The sequence below is a fragment of the Neobacillus drentensis genome (genome assembly GCF_036966985.1).
GTDB classification, from domain to species: domain Bacteria; phylum Bacillota; class Bacilli; order Bacillales; family Cytobacillaceae; genus Neobacillus; species Neobacillus drentensis_E.
The window spans coordinates 1-1,584 of sequence record NZ_JBALSN010000667.1 but is presented as its reverse complement, the minus strand read 5'-3'; the positions used below and the strand labels follow the sequence as shown (position 1 = coordinate 1,584).

The 1,584-nt window shown below is 40.6% G+C and carries 1 protein-coding gene and 2 pseudogenes; 1 reads left to right on the top strand and 2 read right to left on the bottom strand.

What is annotated here, in order from left to right:
• Positions 1–7: 7 nt before the first annotated feature.
• A pseudogene (locus V7659_RS32230) lies at positions 8–61 on the top strand (hypothetical protein); the annotation flags it as partial.
• A gap of 151 nt (positions 62–212) precedes the next feature.
• Here the strand turns inward: V7659_RS32230 and safA are convergent.
• Positions 213–402, bottom strand: a pseudogene (safA, locus tag V7659_RS32225) (SafA/ExsA family spore coat assembly protein); the annotation flags it as partial.
• Positions 403–558: 156 nt separating this feature from the next.
• The coding region (nadA, locus tag V7659_RS30155; protein WP_335543699.1) for a quinolinate synthase NadA at positions 559–1,584 on the bottom strand (1,026 nt) is incomplete at its 5' end.

The following is a 1,584-nucleotide window of genomic DNA, read 5'->3' as shown; positions in this document are numbered from 1 at the left end:
CTCTTTAATTGGAGCCTCTTTAATTGGAGCCTCCTTAATTGGAGCCTCCTTAATTGGCGCTTCTTTGATCGGAGCTTCCTTAATCGGCATTGCTTTAATTGGCGCTTCTTTCGCAATTGGTGCTTCCTTTATGGGTTTCTCTTTGACTAACGGCTGCTCAGCAAGCGGCTGTTCTTTCTTCGTTCCTAAAGTGATTTTTGTACCTGGTTTAGTTCCCATTGGTGCTTCTTTTTTTATAGTTCCACCTGAAGTTGGGACCTTTATTTTCATACCGGGCATAATCATATCAGGGTTGCTGAGCTGTGAATTCATCTTTTTCAGCTCTTCAAAATTCACGCCGTACTTCTTGGCAATCTTCCAAAGAGTATCCCCTTTCTGTACGATATGGATCTTCACTCTGATTTCCCCTCCTATGGCATAAGTCCATATAGTCTATGTGAAAATGGGCAAAGTGCTATCCTTCTTCACAAAAACTTATGCATTTTCTCAAAAGAATATGAATCCAGCATGAAATATAAAAAGATGCAATTAGGAAAAATTGCATCTTTTCAACTGTTATTATGAATGTATTAACATCCGCTCAAGCGCTAATTTTGCATTCTCGGCAACTTCAGGACTAACTTTAATAATATTATTTGTCTCTTCAAGTGTATCAAGGCTCCAAACCAAATGCGGCAAGTCAATCCTGTTCATCGTTAAACATGGGCACATATGCGGATTTAGCGAAATGATGTTTTTATCCGGATGGTTTTGAATTAAGCGATTAACAAGATTCATTTCTGTACCGATTGCCCAAGCCGTTCCAGGCTCCGCCTTTTCGATAGCCTTAATAATATAACTCGTTGAACCTGCCATATCGGCTAATTCTACTACTTCGCGGCGGCATTCTGGATGAACAATGATTTGCATATTAGGATATTTATAGCGAGTATCAATCACATTTTGTACCGTAAAATTTTCATGAACCGAACAATGACCTTTCCAGAGGATGACTTTAATTTCAGAAGTGTCACCTTCAAACTCCAGTTCATTCGTAATTGGGTTCCAAACCGCCATTTCGTCTAAGCCTACACCCAGTTCGACGGCTGTATTCCGTCCTAAATGCTGATCAGGCAAAAATAAAATTCGTTCCTTCATTTCAAATGCCCACTTAACCATCGTTTCGGCATTAGAAGAAGTAACCGTTGCCCCGCCATGTGCACCAACAAATGATTTAATGGCTGCTGTAGAGTTAACATAGGTTAATGGAAGAATCGTATCTCCAAACAATTCCTGGAGCTTTTCCCATGCTCTTTCTGTTTGCTGAAGATCAGCCATATCAGCCATCGAACAGCCCGCGCGCATATCTGGCAGGATAACCTTTTGGTTTTGATTCGTTAAAATATCGGCAGTCTCTGCCATAAAATGAACACCACAGAACACAATAAATTCGGCGTCTGTATTTTTTGCTGATAATTGTGCAAGTTGTAAGGAATCACCGGTGGCATCTGCAAACTGTACAACCTCGTCTTTTTGATAATGATGGCAAGGAATATAGAGACGAGGACCAAGCTCCTTTTTCACCTCTATGACCCGATTTTCGAG